This is a genomic window from Dickeya fangzhongdai (assembly GCF_002812485.1).
Taxonomy (GTDB): domain Bacteria; phylum Pseudomonadota; class Gammaproteobacteria; order Enterobacterales; family Enterobacteriaceae; genus Dickeya; species Dickeya fangzhongdai.
Genome location: NZ_CP025003.1, coordinates 3,009,171 through 3,027,084 on the forward strand (window position 1 = coordinate 3,009,171; position 17,914 = coordinate 3,027,084).

Genomic DNA, 17,914 nt, shown 5'->3' on the forward strand with positions numbered 1-17,914 from the left:
TTATTTATTCTCTCTCGGAGAATGCTTCCGCTCGCTAAGACGCAATAAAACCGTTTCCCCGATACCAGGACACGCACTCATCCACCATCTGGCTTAAGGGAGAAGGCTGATAGCCCAGCTCACGCTCTGCTTTGGCGCTGCTAAAGTAATAAACCCCGCCGAAAACACGCAGACGATAGGCGTCCAGCACCGGTTCGCCACGCACCAGCCAGGGCAGTTTTTCCTGAAGCCACGTTTTCAGATAGACAGACGAATAAGGGGTTTGAGGCCGGTTCGCCTTGCACGGCACAACCGCTTCAATGGTGTTGATAAGCTCGCTATAACGGGTATTGGCTCCGGCAATCAGGTAACGCTCGCCGGCGTTGCCGTTGGTCAAGGCACTGACGTGCGCGTCACCCACCGCGCTCGCGCCACAAAAACTGGCGCCGCCGGGGGGCAGGAACGGCAGCTGGTTATAGGCGACAGCCAGCACCATGCGTCCCCACTGCATGGAATAGTCGTAAGCCCCCAGCACTTCCGTCGGGTTGAGGATGACGGCGGACAAGCCGCGATCGCAGGCACGGTACACCAGCTCCTCCGCCTGCAACTTACTTTTGGCATACGGGTTTCTGGCACGAAACCCGGCAAGCGCCGTGTTTTCAGTCGCCTCGGCGGCCGGGTCGTTATCCGCCCCTATCGTCGAGCTGGTACTGGTATACACCAGACGTGATACCCCGCTCGCCAGCGCCGCCTCAATCACCGAACGGGTCCCTTCCACATTAACGGCTGCCAGCAGCGGCCAGTCACGCGGGTTGCTGCTGGTATTGCCCGCGGTATGGATCACCCCGTCGTGCCCGGCCATCGCGGCGCGCAGGCGCTGGCTATCCTGTAATTCGCCGCGCACCAGGGTGACGCCGAAAGGTTCCAGAAAGCTCACGTTGGATGTCGCCCGCACATAGGCCGTTACCTGATGGTTGGCGGCGACCAGCGCTTTTACCACGTTGAGCCCAACAAATCCGTTTGCTCCGGTAATCAGTATTTTCATAGTGTTTGATCTTGCTGATGAAGTTTTTCAAGCGTTTTCAAAAAGGCCTTACGCCCTTCCCCTTTACTGCGCATCGACAGCGCCGCCGGATTTTTATCGGGATGACGGGCCAGCCCCTCCAGCAGCAGCACGAACTGCTCAAGCAGTTGATTGAGCTGTGCTATCTGGGTATCCACGCCCCGGCACGCCAGACGCACCTGCACGCCGTTCTCCTCAATGCGGACCAACATCGCCAGACGCAGCTGCGGGTGCGCCGCAAACAACGCCGGGATAGCCGGGTTCACCTCGATACCGTCGGCCAGGAGCGCCACCGCGCTATCGAACTGTCCGGCATCGCCCACCCAGTGCGCTATCTGCTCAAGCGTGGCCCCGGCATGCTCAAGGCATTTCTCCAGTTGGGTTTCAACGCCGTTGAGCCAGGCGGCGGTCTTATAGCGGCCAACCACCTGAATACGGGCGGGGATCATCTGGAAACGGTCGTCATTAACATGCCGGATCAGGCCAAACTGCGCCTGTTTGACCCGCGCATGACGATTGATGAGCAGTGCCCAGCCGGCGGCTACCAGCGTTTCCAGCGCGATTTCCTGACGCTGGGTGCAGACTTGCACCGCCGTCACCGTGTCAGGGTCGATTAGCTGCTCCACAGACAGGCTAAGCGGCTGAGTCGCCTCGCCGTCCTGCACAGCGGCGCCGCCGAGCAATACCGACGCCGTCAACGAACCCACGTCCTCTTTGGCGTGTAACTGCTCCACCCAGAACGCCTGCAATGACTCATCATTACGAACGTCTACCGCCCCCACAGGCAACGTGCGGGCAAACCATGTCTGCGGCACGGTTAACGGGGCGAGCGCGTCTGCGGCATCAGCCACCACGGGGTCGCGGTGAGGGGTTTGCCGTTGCGGCGCGTCAAGGCGCAGCGCGGCGTAGAGATCACAGGGTTCTTTCGCAAAGGGATAGCCGGGGAACGGCACGCGACGGCGAGGTTCCCCGTGGTGCAACAGGCTCCAGTCGATGTCGCAGCCTCGGCTCCACAGCGTGGCAACGTTGGCGAGCTGCTGGTTTTGCACCAGCGCACGGATAAAGCTCTTACCCGCCTCGCCGGCGATCAGTTGCGGGACGTCTTTGCTGTGGCGTACGTTGCCGCTATACATCTCCCGCAGGCTATGTTCAGCGGTCGGTTGAGCAATAAAGCCGTCCAGTTTTGCCACCAGCTCATCCATGCTGGTGGCGACGATCGCCAGCCGATGGTCCAGCGTGACGCGCCCAATCTGGCTGCTGTAGGCAAGGTCAGCGAGCGACAGCGCACGGCCCTGTTGCTTAACAAAGTCACGCATCTCGACGGCATAAGCCGCCAGACGCTCCGCTGACAGCGCCGACAACACCACGATTTGCGGACTATTTGGCGCGTTATCCCTGCCAGTCGCGGTGTGGCGGGCGTGCTGCCTTACCACCTCCTCGGCAGATTCCACCACCATAAAGGCGGTAGAGCCGCCCATACCATAGGCGTTGATCCCGGCCAGACGCGTGCCTCTGGCATTGGCGTGCCATTCCTGCGCCTCGCGCGGGAACAGGAACGCCGAGGTTTCATGTTCAAACGAGGTGTTAATGCGGTGCAGGTTGACGCACGGCGACAGACGCCCGTGCTGCATGCTCAACAGCACCTTAATCAACGAACAGATGCCCGATGCGGCTTCCATGTGCCCCAGGTTGGCTTTGGTGCCCAACGCGCAGAACTGCTGCGCGTTAGTCTGACGACGCAGCGCGTTGGACAATGCCTTCAACTCAATCGGGTCGCCCAATTCGGTCGCCGCACCGTGGCTTTCGATGTAGCTCAGTTCGTTAACATCGATACGCGCCTCGTTGATAGCCCGAACGGCGGTGTCTTCCATCACCGTCAGGTTCGGCAGGTATTGCCCCGCCCCGGTACCGGCATGGCCGATGCTGGAACCCCGCAGCACGCCATAGATGTGATCGCCATCAGCCAGCGCCCGACTCAGGCGTTTGAGCACCACCATGCCGCTGCCTTCGCTCGGGATCAGGCCATTGGCGCGCTCATCGAAGGTATGCTCCTTGCCGTCGGCAGAGAGCACCTTCATCTCCTGCAGCAACATATATTTGCTGGGATGCAGGCTCAGATTAATGCCGCCTGCCAGCGCCATATCGCATTCGCCGCCGAGGATGGCTTTGCGCGCGACATGCACGCTCGTCAGCGATGAGGCGCAGGTGGTGGCAACGCAGAAGCTAGGCCCGCGCAGATTCATCAAAAACGAAATGCGATTCGCCAGCTCACTGACAACCGACCCGGCGCCCGGATAGCGCCCCGTGCGGGCGTAAATCTCGGCCATCACCCAGGTAAAATCTTCGTTCATCGCCCCGACATACACGCCGACTTGTTGCGCGTTAAGCGCAGCCGGGGTGTAACCCGCGTTCTCCAGCGCATGCCAGGCGCTACGCAGCAACACACGAACCTGCGGATCGAGGCGACTGGCTTCCTCGCTGCTCATACGGAACATCTCGGGATCAAAGCAATCCACATTGTTGAGGAAGCCACCGCGATTCACGTAATGCGGATTGCCGTTATCGTCCGGCGTGATAGCCCAACGCGCCTGCGGAATCGTGGTCAGATTTTCTTTGCCCGCCTGAATATCCGCCCAGAAATCCGCCAGATTCTCGGCGCCGGGGAACTCGCCCGCCACACCGATAATCGCCACGGCGTCGCTTTCGGCATTAAAACCGGCGGCACTGGCGGCTGACGACAATGATGTACGCATCGTCCGTGAACGCAGGGGATTCCTGGCGGCGGCAGGCATCGTCCGTTTGATATTCGCCGCAGCCGGCGCGCCGGCGTGATGGTTATCTACCGCTTCGGCAGCAGGATGCGGCCGCGTCGCCGCTACCTCATCATGCGCCGGCGTTACGCCATAACGCTCACACAGATACCCGGCCAGTTTGGCGGTGGTATTAAACTCAAACGGCGCGGTTTTCGGCAGCCCGTCATACTCTTTCTCCAGCACCGCGCGCAGCTCCATCAGCATGACGGAGTCCATCCCTAACTGCTCAAAGGTGGCGTCCACCGCGATATCGCTGGCCGGCAGTTTGGTGATGGTGGAAATCCGCTCTTTGAGCGCGCGCTCGCTGTGCAGATAAGCGCTATCGCCGGGCTGCATTGCCGCCGCTGTCGGCTGATGACGCGGCGCTTCGGTCACGACGCTCACCGCGGTTTGCGGGAGGGGAAGCGCCATCGCCTCGGCCTGAATGCGCAGGGAACGGGCAACCTTGCTACGGTCGCCGACCGCCACCAGTAATGCCGAACGCTGTTCGAGCAAGGCGCGTTCGAGGGCGATAATGCCCGCATCCTGGCCTAATGCCGCCATACCGGAGAACGCAAACAGGCTGGCATCCTCCTGCTCGATGTTCATCTGACCGCTGGCCCACAGCGGCCAGTTGACCGAGAGCGTCTGGCCGGTGCGCAGCCCTTTTTTCACCATGCTGTCGCGCCATACCGCATGGCTATCCATAAAGCGATTACCGGCGGCGTAAGCGCCAGATCCCAAATCACCGAGTACCGCTGAAACGGAAGAGAAGTTGATAAAGACAGAGAGCGGCTCTTGCGCCGTGGCACGGTCGAGGGCGACCAGACCGTCCACCTTCGGGCCAATCAGCGCATAAAACTCCGCATCCGACAGTGCCGTGATAGGCGTTGCGCTGGCGACGCCCGCGCAGTGCAGCACGCCATCTACCGCGCCGAACGCCGCTTTGGCTTGGGCAATCAAGGCTTCCGCCTGCCCTTCCTGCGCCACATCCGCCGCGATGTAGCGCACTTCGGCACCGTGCTCACGCATCGCCACCCATTGCTGCTGCACCGTTTCGTCCGGCTGGGCCGAACGGCCGCTCAACACGATGCGAGCCTGATAACGGGACGCCAGATAATGCGCCATCAGCAGCCCCAGCTTGCCGGCGCCGCCGGTTATCACATAATGTCCGCGATGAACAAAATTCAGGTGCGGCTGGCTTCCCATACCGTCTGCATCCGGCGGGGTGATCTCGCCAGCCTGACGCTGATAGCGGATACCCTGCCGATAAGCGACTTCGACACCGGCCACCGGCTGTGGACGTTGGACGAACTCCTGATAAACGTCATTCGCCAGCGTAGTGGCGTTATCCGCATCGCTACGCAAGGTGAACAGCTCGAAGCGATGGTTAATCGTCAGCAACGAGCGAGCATAGCCGCTGAGCGCATCCTGCTGTGGCTCAACCTGCTCCGCTTGTGCGGTATAAACGTTAACACAGCGTAGCGCCTGCCCCGGTGTTACCGTTTCCAGCGCCACAAACAGGTGCCGTAGCGACTGCAATCCCGCATGCAATAACGACGCCGCGCCTGCGACGGGCAAGTCGTCAAAGTGCTTATCCGCGCCGATGGCATGCACAATGTGGGTAGGCCACAGCTGCTGTGCCGCCAATTGCTCGCACAATGTCTGTACGCTGGCCTGGGATTGCGTATCGACGCTGAATCGATGGGCATCGTGCTGGGTAAACGCCTTGGCTGACATCGCCGTAATCACGCTGGCGTCATCGCCGTAACGCGCGCGCAGCGCCTCGGCCAGGGTGTCGTCATCACTGAGCACCAACACCCGCGCCGCTTCAGAATTCACCGCCGTGCCGGATACGCGCTCCGGCAGCGGCGATGCCTGCCATTCATAGGCGTAGTACTGCACGTCTTGTGACGTCACAGACGGTGCCTTATTGCCGGCATCACTCTCCAGCCGGCGGGCGGCAAAGTCTTTCAGACGCGCCAGTACCCGGCCGGAGGTATCCACCAGCGTAATGTCGTGCTTTTGAATGGCGCTGCCCAGGTGCTGACCTGCCGTCTGCGATTGGGCTGGCGTGACATAGGCATAGCACTCTGCGCCGAGCGGGTGGCGGAACTCCAGCTCCCCCAGAGAGAACGGCACGATAGGCGTGGCGTATTCCACCGGCTCCAGCCCCACCGCCAGACAGGTACGCAGCGCCCCGTCCAACAGTGACGGATGCAGATAAAACGCATCGGTAGAAGGTAGGCCATCCGGCAGGCACAAGTGGCTCAGCGCCGCATCCGCGAAGCGATAACGCTCGCGCGTTACCTGATAGCTCGGGCCATAGGCAAAGCCCATTTTGGCAAAATCGGCGTAGATGGCGGCCTGATCGCTGTCGTGTTTGCCACTGTTACGCAATGCGTCAAGATCGATCCACTCCTCTTCAGGCACATCCGTGTCTGGGCGATAGACCAGTTCGGCTTCCAGCGAAAGCGCATCGGTGTGGCGGTTACGGATGGCGACCTGCACGTTATCGCCGCTGGCATGCGCCAGAGAGATTTCCACCGCCACCGGCTCGCCGTCCACCTGAATGGCGTTCATCCACATCAGGTTGCGGACTGACGCCACGCTCCAGTCGCTTTCCATCGCCAGCTGGCCCGCCGCATGGATCATTTCGATGTAAGCCGAACCGGGTAAGATCATCCGTGCGTCACGGCTACCCACCACATGATCGCGCAGATAGCGCTCCTGCCCGGTCAACTGTTTGGTAAATTTCTGCTGCGACAGCGTTGAAATATTCTCGTCGATCAACGGGTGCAGCGAGTTAACGCGGCCTTGTCTATCCTGTTCAGCAGGCAGAGCCAGCCAGTGACTACGCGTCATCAGCGGCAACGGCGGGAATGACACCCGGCGCACCGCGCTCGCCGCGCCGTTGCCAGTGAAGAGTGCCGGCGCGAACTGCGGCCAGTTCACATCCAGCATCGTGGTCCACAACCGCCCTAAACGCAGCAACTGACGCTCCTGCACCAGGCCGGTAACCAGCTCATCAAGCTGTTTGCCGTCCAGAATGGTATCCAGACGCTCGCTGCCGCCGGCAATCCGCCCACGGAACAGCGATTTCGCCGCGCCGTCGCGCTGGTATTGCTCAAGCTGACTCAGCAAGTCGCCCAGACTGCTCGCCACCACAGCAAGACGCTCGGTCATGGCATCGCGCCCGACCAGCGAAGAAAAGGCCAGCGAGTCAAAATCAGGCGCCGTCTGCGGTTCACGTACCGCCTGACCGAGAAAGCGCACCATGCGCTCTACATACCGCGATAAACGCGCTTCACTATCCGCCGAGAGCACGAACAACCGCGACTCGCCACTCCGCAGGCCGGCCGCTGCCAATGCCGGCGCTTCTTCTATCAGCACATGGGCGTTCGAACCACCCGCACCGAAGGCGCTCAGGCCGGCGCGGCGCGGATGATCAGCCGCCGATTCCCACGGTTCAAGCGACTGCACCACGCGAAACGGCGAGGCAACGAAGTTGATTTTCGTATTCAGCGTCTGTGAGTGCAGCGACGGCACGATCTGACGATGACGCATCTGTAGCAGGATCTTGGTCAACCCGGCGATACCGGCGGCAGACTCAAGGTGCCCGATATTGCTTTTCACCGAGCCGATGCGGCAATGCCCCGGCAGGGTGATTTCCTGTGGTACGTTACGTTGTGCGTTGATAGTCGAAAAGGCTTTGGCAAGTCCGGAGATTTCAATCGGGTCGCCCAGCATGGTGCCGGTGCCGTGCGCCTCAATATAATCCACCGAGGCGGGGTTCCAGCCTGCCCGCGCTAACGCGGTGCTGATAACGTTGCTCTGTGCCGCCTGATTCGGCACGGTAAAGCCGCTGGTTTTGCCGCCGTGGTTGATAGCCGTTGCCTTGATCACGCCATAAATCTGGTCGCCGTCGGTGATCGCCTGTTGCAACGGTTTGAGCAACACCGCCCCCATCCCTTCGCCGGGAACATAACCATCGCCACCTTCGCCAAAGGCACGGCAGCGCCCATCGCTGGACAGGAATTGGTTTTGCCCCAGCTGGTAGTACTTCATCGGGTGCACGATCAGATTGATGCCGCCGGCTATCGCCATGTTGCAGTCACCGTTCTGGATCGCCTGGCACGCCATATGCAGCGCGGTGAGTGACGATGAGCACATGGTATCCAGCGCCACGCTCGGACCATTCAGATTGAAGTAAAAGGAAACCCGGTTGGCGACCGATGAGTGCAACGACATGGCCCAGCCGGATTCATGCTGTTTCTCCGTCGTGTCAATACATTGATACTGCGCCCACATCACCCCGACATAGACGCCGACCTGTGCCTTGCTCAGGGCGTGACGGGAATAGCTGGCGTCCGAAATACACTCCCACGCGGTTTGCAGAAACAGCCGCTCCTGCGGGTCCAACAGCTCCGCTTCGCGGGGCGATATGTTGAAATATTGGCTATCGAACTGATCAATACCATCGATAAACCCGCCCCATTTGCTGTAGACCTTATTCTTCGGCCCCCGCTCCGGCGAATAATGTTGGTGGTAGTCCCAGCGTGACAGGGGAATTTCGGTGACGCTGTCTACGCCGCCGGTAAGATTGGCCCAGAACGCATCCACATTGCCGGCCCCCGGATAGCGGCCGCTGAGCCCGATAACGGCAATGTCATCTTTCACACCAGCCGATCCGGCTTCGCCCGGCGCATGACGCCGCAGCGCATCAAGACGAGAATGATTTAACAGACTGGCCAACGTCGGGCGTGAGGACGATACCGGCGTCGCGGCGTGGTGCCGAGACGCTGGCTGCTGCGCGGCCTGTATCGCGTCGGCCCACTCAGCCTGCGTCTGATAACGGTAGACGGCGGCGGCGTCAACGCCGGCAACACGCGCATCCAGCTCATGCTGTAAGCGAATGAGATCGACCGTATCCAGCGGCCACTGCCAGAGCGGCGTCAGTGCAGAGCAGTTTGCCGCCGCCGAGCCGACAGCCGCCGTCAAACTGTCAAACACCACATCACCGATCGCCGCTACCGGATTTGTCGAACTATCCGGTTTAACCACGCTATCCGCTTCAGCAACGGGATCCGCAGCGTGACTGACTTTGGACTGCGACAACGCCACCGGCGCTGGCGTGGCTCTCGCCGCCGCAGACTGCAAGGCGGCAGCCTGTTCGGGATAGCTCTCACAGAGGAAATCGGCCAGTGAGTCGAGGTCCTGATACTCATAGAACAGGGTTTGCGACACCTCGCCGAAGGTGACCGCCAGCTTACCGTTCAGGGCCAGGATCATCATGGAATCCAGGCCGTAATCCGACAACTGCGTAGCCGGTCGCACTTCGCCCGCATCAAGCTTCGTGGCGTCAATAATGCTGGCTACCAGATAATCCAGCACGTCGTCACGTACCGGGCGGGTACCGACTGTCCCCGGCGCCGCCACGCTCGCAGCCGACGCGATGCCGGCGAGCGCCGTCACCTGCTCAGGGTAGTTTTCCAGCAGAAAATCAGCCAGTGAAGCGAGGTCCTGGTATTCATAGAACAGGGTTTGCGGCAGGCCCTCAAACGCAGCGGCAAGTTTCTCGTTCAGCGCCAGAATCATCATGGAATCCAGACCATAATTCGCTAACGGTCCGCTGGCGGTGACTTCGCCCGCATCCAGTTTGGTCACGTCGATGACATGCGCGATTAACGTATTGACGACGGCATCATGCGCAGAACCGGTGCCGGACGATTGGCGCGGCGAGGCAGAAATCGCCGACGTCGTCGCAACCGGCTGAGGCGCATCGGCATTGCCGGCACGCATTGGCGCGGTGGATTTCGTCGGCGTCACGACGCGTGAAGCGTTCATGCCCAGATGCGGCACCGCCTGGGTTTGCAACTGGGTGAGCCTGACCACCACATTGCCGATGCTATCCAGCAAATCAATGTGGTAGCTTGCCGTCGCCGAACCGGGCGCGTTGTCGCGGCGGGCGTAGGCATAGCAAACGCCGTCGATCGGCCTGAATATCTGCAACCGTGCCAGCGCCACCGGTACCTCTAGCGTATTCGCCGTTGCACTAAAACCGCCGATGCCCAGCGCGGTGCGGAATGCCCCATCCAGCAGCGAAGGCGGCAGGATAAACGGCTGCACAACCGGCGCTATCTGCAAGCCGTCAGGAAACTTCAGCTCCGCCAGCGCCTCTTCGGCATTCGCGTACAAACACTCAAGCACCTGAAACGTCGGGCCGAAAGTAAAGCCACGCTGTTTGAAAGCCACATCGATATCGTTACGCTGATAAACCTGGCCGTTGGTCAACAACCTTTGCAGGTTGGCAGGTTCTGGCTGAGGCGATGTCTCGTCACACAAGCGACCACAGCCATAGATATGACGTTGCTCGCCGTCCGCCCGGTAAATTTCAAAATCAAGCCCCCCCTGCGATGGCGCCAGCGAGATTTCTATCTCCATAGCATCACTGGCGAGCATAATCGGCTGACGCCATTGAACATGCTGCACCTGCGCAAACAGGGGCCTGCCGCCGGTAAGCGGCAACACATGGCCTTGCCACGCCAGCTCGCCGGCGCTCAATGCCATCTCAATATAGGCCGCGCCGGGCAAAATGCGGTTATCGCCCAGACGGTGATCGCTCAGGAAAAACTCGTCGGCACGCAGCCGCTTGCGGAATGCCTGCGAGGTCAGCGTGGAGATATTGGCGTCAATCAGCGGGTGCAGCGCAGCAACACCCGACACGGCGGAGCCTGACGGCGTGGCGGCGGGCAAGGTCGGCGCCCAGCAGTCCTGACGCTGGAACGCATAACCGGGCAGAGAAACACGCCGACGGGCATGCGCCGCGTGTAACTGGCGCCATTCCACCGCATGCCCATTGGCCCAGGCTTCGCCCAGCGCGCCAAGGCGCCCCTGCTTTATCCACTCGGCCAACGGCGGCGTCGAGGTCGCCTGACGCGCGTTGTCGCGATGGCCGGTGATCAATCCCGATAACTGCTGCTGGCTATACGCTCGCAGCATGTTGACCGCATCCGCCGCGACCTCTGCCACCAAAGCCAGTCGGTATTCGTGCGCAACGCGCCCAACCTGTAGCGTATAAGCCACATCCTGTAGCGACCGTTCCGGATGGCGTTCAATAGCGTCGGCAAGCTGTCCGGCCATCGTCTGCAACGCCGCCTCACGACGGGCGGACAGCACGATTAACGCCGGTTTCCGCGGGTCAGCGGCCGAAGGCGGCGGCGCAATATATTCTTCGACGATCAGATGCGCATTGCTGCCACCCGCGCCGAACGAACTGATGCCTGCGATACGCGGAATTTCCCGGCTAACGCGCTGACCATCCTCCTGCGTCACGTCGAGCACCGGACGCTGCCAGTGTTCCAGCGATTGCTGCACACGGAACGGCCCGCCCTGAAAATCGATAAACGGGTTAATCGCGGTTGACTGGATGGACGGCGCCAGCGTCTGGTGTTTCATCTGTAGCAGCACTTTGGTCAGCGCCGACATGCCGGCGGCGGCTTCCAGATGCCCGATATTGGCCTTGACCGAGCCGATGGCGCAGTACTTGGTATTCTCTCCGGCAATCGAAAAGGCCTTATTCAAGCCGCTGACTTCAATCGGATCGCCAAGTTTGGTGCCGGTGCCATGCGCTTCGACATAGCTGATATGACGCGGATTGACATTGGCCGTCTCCAGCGCCTCAGCGATCAACTCCGCCTGCCGTTTCGCGTTAGGCACCGTAAAGCCCGATGTTTTACCGCCGTGGTTAACCGCCGTACCGCGAATGATGCCGTAGATATGGTCGCCATCTTCCCGGGCCTGAGACAACGGCTTCAGCACCACCGCCCCAACCCCTTCTCCCGGCACATACCCGGTGCCGCCTTCGCCAAAGCTGCGGCAGCGACCGTCTGAAGAGAGGAAGTGCATATTGGATAACAGATGATACTTATAAGGATGCAACGACAGGTTGACGCCGCCCACAATGGCAACCGGGATATCGCCGCTGCGAATGGCATGGCACGCAATATGGATAGCCGTCAATGACGATGAACAGGCCGTATCCAGCGCCATGCTGGGGCCGGAGAAGTTGAAAAAGTGCGAAACACGGTTTGCCACCGACCAGTAAGACGAGTGAGAGGTGGTCCACTCGTTCTCCGGGCTGGTGACGGCATGAAGCTGGTAATCCCCCCACATGATGCCGACATAAACGCCGACGCGGTTCTCACGCCCAGCCTGCAACGGCGCCAGCTGATCCGCGGTGTATCCCGCATCCTCAATGGCGTGCGTCGCCGTTTCAAGGAACAGCCACTCATTCGGGTCCATAATTTCCGTTTCTTTCGGCGAAATATTGAAATAACGGAAATCAAAGCGTTCTACGCCAGAAAGGAACCCGCCCCAACGACTGTAGCTTTTCCCTGGCGTTGCCGCGCCGGCCTGAAACCAACGCGCGTCCCAGCGATCGGACGGAATATCGATGATGCAGTCGCGCCCCTGAGCAAGGTTGCTCCAGAACTGCTCCAGACTATCCGCTTCGGGATAACGCCCGGCGATACCGATAATGGCGATATCGTCATCGTTTACCCTCGGTTGCGTCGTCCGGTGCGCTGGCGCCGCTGCATGTACTGCATTCGCCGCCGACGAGGCGATATGAAACGCAGGCAGCGCGCCAGTGCCCGCCGGTGCGCCGCCCGGCAAACCACGGCAGGCTTGCTGACAGTTTTCAAGCAGGAAGCGACTCAGCTCGTCCATGGTTTGATATTCAAAGAACAGCGTCATCGGCAACGCGCTGCCGAAGGTGTTTTTCAACTCATTGACCAGTTCAATCACCACCACCGAATCGAAGCCATAATCACGAAAAAAGCCATGACGCTCGAAATACGGCGGGATGTGTAACTTTTTGGCAAACAAGTCGGACAAATAGCGGATCACCACATCCTGCAATGCGTGAGGGTCATTGGCATCAGTCGTGGCAGCCGCCGCCGGGTCAGACAGCAGAGGCTGCGGCGCGGGTTCGACAACGCCCAGCACCTCGTCAATGCGCGCACGTTCACCCGGCACGCCCGGCATCACCACTATCTGCGACGCCTGACTTTGCAGGGCATAATCGAAAATAGCGATGCCGTCGTCGGTCAGCAGCGGCACAATCCCGAACTGGCTCTTCAGGAAATCGGCTTCTTTCTCGGTCAGCCGCATACCGCCGTCCTGCCAGTAAGGCCAGTTCAGCGAAAGGGTTTTACCGCTGCGCGCTCCCCGCTGTTGCCGGACATTACGTTGGTAAGCGAAGTAATCTTCAAAGGCATTGCCAAAGGCATAATCGCATTGGCCCATATTGCCGAGCACACCGGTCACCGAAGAGAACAGCGCAAAAAAGTCGAGCGGCAAGTCGCTGGTTGCCTCATCGAGCAGCCAGGTGCCGATGGCCTTCGGGGTAATGACCCGCCCGAACGCGTCAGGGCTTTTACGCAGAATAAAGTTGTCTTCGATGACGCCGGCAGAATGAATGATGCCGTTCAGCGTGCGGCCCGATGCGCGGATCGTTGCGATCAAATCATGAACGCTATCAGGGTCGCTCATATCGCACGCCAGATAAATGGCATTGCCCCCCTGCGCATGAAGCGTATCAAGCTGTTGCTGTCGTTTTTCATCCAGCGCGGAGCGCCCGCTCAGATAAACGGTTGCGTCATAGCGCGAGCACAGGAAACGGGCAAAAATCAGCCCTAACGCGCCTAACCCGCCGGTAATCAGGTAGGTTCCCTGTCGGCGCAAGGCCGCCGGGGCGGATACCGGTTGGTTAACCGCATCAGCCACCTTCGCGCTCACCGGCGAACGGGAGGGCGCGGAGAACGGTGCCTCGGTGACAAAGCGACGCACCCGACGCACGCCCTGGATATAGCGCACATCCGCATCTTTGGAGACGTCACTGAATTCGGTTTTGATCAACGCCGGGATGACGATGCCCGTATCCGGCGCGCCCTCCACAACCGAATCACAGTGCACCACACGGCCAATGTAGGCCGGTTTTTCGACACGCAGCGTCCGATAAAAACCGCTGATGGCAGCGACATCCGGCAGGCTCTCGTCAGCCAGATGGAAATGGACAAACCGGGCCTTCTTAACCTTACGCATCATTGCCTTCGTCAGGGCAAAAAGGCTATGCGGGCCGTTGTTCAGGCGAGCTGCAAAATCAGCGCCGGCCTGCGGCGCACTGGCCCACAGCACACGTTCAAACGTAGCCCCCTGCGACAACAGCGCATCCACCGCCGCGATGAAGTCGTCATGATTGCCCGCACGAACCCACGCGCGATCCGGCTCGCGACTCACATCAGGCGTTGATGCCAACAGGATCCGCTGCATTTGCGGCGGATTTTCCGACTGCGCGATGAGGTTGGCGAGCCAGTCAACATCCTGTTCACCGCCCACCAGCACCACCTGCTCCATCGGTTCATCAGCGTCTGACACCGGTTTTTCAATCCAGTACGGCTGATAGAGGTTGACGGTTTCAGGCAGCGCAGGCGGTGAATGTTCGGATTTCGCCTGATCTGTTGCAGCAAGGCTGTCACCGAGAACGCGCAAGCTTAAGCCACGGAATATCAGCGCCACGCGTTCAGGGTGGTTCGCCTCGCTGACATGAATATCCACCTTGAAGACGCCATCGCGGGTAGCATGCTCGCCAGACAAGGTCATGGTTGCGGTCATCGCCGAACTGCAAGGATGCAATAACTCCAGCCCTTCCAGCGCGAAAGGAATGACCAGCGCCCCCTGCTCGTTCTCCTGCGGCGCTGCACGCCGTTTCTCGGTCGCCCAGACCACCGCAGCCTGCAAGGCGCCATCAGCCAAAGACGGATGAATCACAAAGTCAGTGCTATGCGAGTCAGTGCTATGCGTGTCAGTGCTATGCGTGTCAGTGCTATGCGTGTCAGTGCTATGCGTGTCAGTGCTATGCGCATCCGGCAGAACCAGATGCGCCACACAGGCGCGGTCATCGAAAGTTATCTGACGGATAGACCTCAGCCCCGCGCCGTAGCACATCTGCAAACTATCAAGCAGTTGGTAGCAGGCCATCGCATCGCGTGTATGCGCATCGTCAGCCGGCATCGCCGGGCGCGCTTCCCTGGAAAACCCGATAGTTCTGGAAAACCCAATAGTTCCCCGACAATAAAGCGTTTGCTCGTGATCGAGGACCTGGAACAGCCACTGTTTACCGGGTTCATGCGGATCAAGCTGAATGTACAGTTCCGTCGCGGCATCATGGAACTCAAGCGGCTTTAACCAGGCCACCTGAGAGAAACGTAGCGCGTCGATGTCTTTTAAATCAATGGCATCAGTAAAGGCGGCACGGACCAGCTCCAGATAGGCCACCCCCGGCAGTATCGTCTGACCGCCGATCTGATGACCGGCAATAAAAAACTCATTGCCCTGAAGCTGAGCCTTATAGCGGGAACTGCCGACATTCACCACACGGTGACGCGCGCCACGTAGCGCCGGGAAAGGGGAATCGGTACGGTAACCATCACTCAGCCAAAACGACGTATGAATAAACGGGTAACCGGGCAACGCAATGCGCGCTGGACGCTCGCCGTCAAATAGCCGGGTCCAATCAAGCGGCACGCCACGCTGATAACATTCCCCCAGTTGCTGCAACAGCCGGTTCGCTACGGTCGCATCCGCCTCGCGCATCGCATCAAGCACAGCAGCCCCTTCAGCGCAGGCGTTTTCCATGGCCTGCGCATCATCCGTCGCGTGTTCCTGCAACGCCAGCGGGCCTTGCTCCGCCGCCTGCGTCAGTGCCTGAATAATCGCCGTGCCATCACGGCCCACGCAGCTATAGCGATAAGCGAAGTGATCGCGGCAAGTCAGCAAGGTCGCGCTCACATCATTCAGCGATACCTCGGGATGCTCACCCAGCCAGTCGATCAACTCTTTTTGACGTTGCAACAGCGCCGCCGGACTTTTGGCAGACAGCGCAATCAAATAAGGGGTATCCGCCGTAGGCTGGTTGTCCTGATGCGACGGGTTCACCGGCTCAGGGGCTTCTTCCAGCACGATATGGGCATTGGTTCCGCCGAATCCAAACGAGCTCACCCCCGCCCGGCGCGGCGTATCAGCATCAATACGCGGCCAGTCGCGGGCGTCATCAACGAAGAAGAAAGGCGTGGAAGTCGTGTCAATTTTTGGGTTAAGCGCAGAGAAATTTCGTAATGGCGGCAGTTTGCGGTGTTTAAAAGCCTGCAATACTTTGATGATGCCCGCAACGCCGGCTGCCGCTTCAAGGTGACCAATATTGCTCTTAACGGACGTCACACCGCAGAAAGCTTCATCCAGCGAGGTTTCCTGTTGCTGAGCGAGCCGGCTGAATGCGTTGGTAAGCCCTTCAAACTCAATGGGATCGCCCTTCGGCGTCCCGGTTCCGTGCGCCTCAATGAGGCCAATGGAACGCACCGGCACGCCGGCGTGCGTATTGGCGGCAATAATCACCTCCGCCTGCGCTTCGGCACTTGGGTAGGTGAGCGTATAGGTGGTGCCGCAATGGTTAATGGCGCTGCCTTTGATGACCCCGTGAATAACGTCGCCGTCAGCCAGCGCGTTATCTAATGGCTTCAGTAATAAAACCCCCGCCCCTTCCCCACGCACATAACCATCAGCACGGCTATCAAAAGAGTGGCAGGCGCCGGTAGGCGACAGCATTCCCATTTTGGCAAAAGACTGATGCCGGGTGGCGGTTAAAATAAGATTCACGCCGCCGCTAATAGCAACATCGCAGTCACCATTAGTGATTGCCTGAATCGCACTGTGAATCGCATTTAATGAACCCGAACAGGCGGTATCAATGGCAATACTCGGGCCGTGAAAGCCAAAGAAATGTGAAATACGGTTAGCAATAATAGATGTTGCCGTACCCGTAGAATGATGCGCCTCTATTGGCGCATTGGTGTTTTCCTGTAATTCTTTATAATCGTTATTGAAAACACCAAGAATAACACCGACTTTATGCCCCCGCAGTGTTGACGGAGGAATACCTGCATCTTCCAAACAAGACCAGGTAAGTTCCAACATAATCCGTTGCTGTGGATCCATTGTCTCGGCAACTTTAGGAATAACGCCAAAGAATTGATTATCAAAACCATCAACGTTATTAACAAAAGCAGCCCATCGTTTTTCACTGGCGTCTGGCCACTGTAAAAACTTTCGGTTATACGGCAACGTATCTTTGTTAGCATCAGAAACTTCAGCAACCGAATTGCGCCGATGAATTATATTTTGCCAGAATTCATTGTAGTCATTGGCATCAGGGAACCGACAAGCGATCCCGATAATTGCAATATCCATACCCATCATCCATGTCCATATGTTTATTATTTTCCGCAAGAATTGATGCCATCACCTGAGCCACCAAATATACCCGTCACATTTCAAATTGCAGGCGCATTGGCTTTACTCACTCACCCCAGCCACTTACTTGTTCAAGCTCCTGGGGATTCGCTGCGTCGCGCCTTCCTGCAATTCGAATTATTTTTGATATAGTCTTTCCGACGTATGACTCATTAGCAGATCAACAAGTTTGATATCCGATTTTCATTAAATAAATGGTTTTAACGAATACTGCATCAAAAACATTCACCCACCTAATGCAATTTTCTTAATTTTTTTGTCAATATGTAAATAACGGCTATGCAATCAGAAAAATCCGAATGATGAAAAACAATAAGATACTGATTTTTATCAAATTATACTTGAAACAAAAAAACACAACTTACGCTATATTCAGAATGAAAAAACCATAAAAAATAAATTTCACTAATGAGATAACGGAATGCAAATATTTTTCACAACATTATCTACCAGATCTTAATTAAGTCGCTTGCGAATTATTAAATACATATTTAAGCATCATAAAATTGTCATAAAAACATCATCAAAATGTCATATCAAGACCACCAACATTAATTAGCATACAAAGAATTCATTATCACCATGATTAATTCTGCGCGTTAAAAAATATAACAACGACTTTTACCTGGGGAGCGTTAATCTATTGTGCTCAATACCCGGCGTTTGATAACACATTATGTCCTGTGAACAGGGACGACAGAGGCTACCG

General features: G+C 58.3%; 3 protein-coding genes. 1 reads left to right on the forward strand and 2 read right to left on the reverse strand.

What is annotated here, in order from left to right; all coding sequences use genetic code 11:
• Window positions 1–34: 34 nt before the first annotated feature.
• Together CVE23_RS13395 and CVE23_RS13400 are read right to left on the reverse strand one after the other, a co-directional pair.
• Window positions 35–1,024: an NAD-dependent epimerase/dehydratase family protein gene (locus tag CVE23_RS13395; protein ID WP_100849726.1), complete on the reverse strand. Its 990-nt coding sequence runs from the start codon at window positions 1,022–1,024 to the stop codon at window positions 35–37.
• A complete protein-coding gene (locus CVE23_RS13400; RefSeq protein ID WP_100849727.1) occupies window positions 1,021–17,148 on the reverse strand; it encodes an SDR family NAD(P)-dependent oxidoreductase in 16,128 nt (5,375 codons plus the stop codon). Before CVE23_RS13400 ends, CVE23_RS13395 begins: the two co-directional genes overlap by 4 nt.
• Here CVE23_RS13400 and CVE23_RS22895 point away from each other — a divergent pair.
• Window positions 17,062–17,337: a hypothetical protein gene (locus CVE23_RS22895; protein WP_167389534.1), complete on the forward strand. Its 276-nt coding sequence runs from the start codon at window positions 17,062–17,064 to the stop codon at window positions 17,335–17,337. The genes CVE23_RS13400 and CVE23_RS22895 overlap by 87 nt on opposite strands.
• The last annotated feature ends 577 nt before the right edge of the window (window positions 17,338–17,914 follow it).